This window comes from Oceanospirillum sediminis (assembly GCF_014164585.1).
Lineage (GTDB): Bacteria > Pseudomonadota > Gammaproteobacteria > Pseudomonadales > Halomonadaceae > Oceanospirillum > Oceanospirillum sediminis.
The window spans coordinates 1-351 of the sequence record NZ_JACJFM010000249.1; the positions used below are offsets into that span (position 1 = coordinate 1).

1 protein-coding gene is annotated in these 351 nt (G+C 35.6%); it reads right to left on the minus strand.

What is annotated here, in order from left to right; genetic code table 11:
- The coding region (locus H4O21_RS28590; protein ID WP_502243759.1) for a hypothetical protein at positions 1–229 on the minus strand (229 nt) is incomplete at its 3' end.
- Positions 230–351: the final 122 nt, after the last annotated feature.

The window sequence follows — 351 nt, forward strand, 5'->3', positions numbered from 1 at the left end:
CTTGAAATCGATCAGCAGGAAGCGATAATTGTCCATTAATGCCTTCCGTAGCTACGTAAATTCTACCCAAAACATCAAGGGAATTCCAAACTATAAAAAGCTGATCTCTAAATTCTTGAGGATTCTCAATTTTGGCATATTTGTAAAAAGAAAGTGTTAATCGATCCTTGCCAGCCTTTTCGATTAATTCTGCTCTTTCTTTCGCGCTTAATGTATTGTACAGTTGCATGCTATACTAATTTTTTAAGGTTAAGAAATATTTTAAAGCACAAAAGTACAATTTATTGGTAAGTATGCTAATTTCAATAGTATAATTTGGGCGCTACCCTCCTTCGGTCGGGTCGGGCTTTC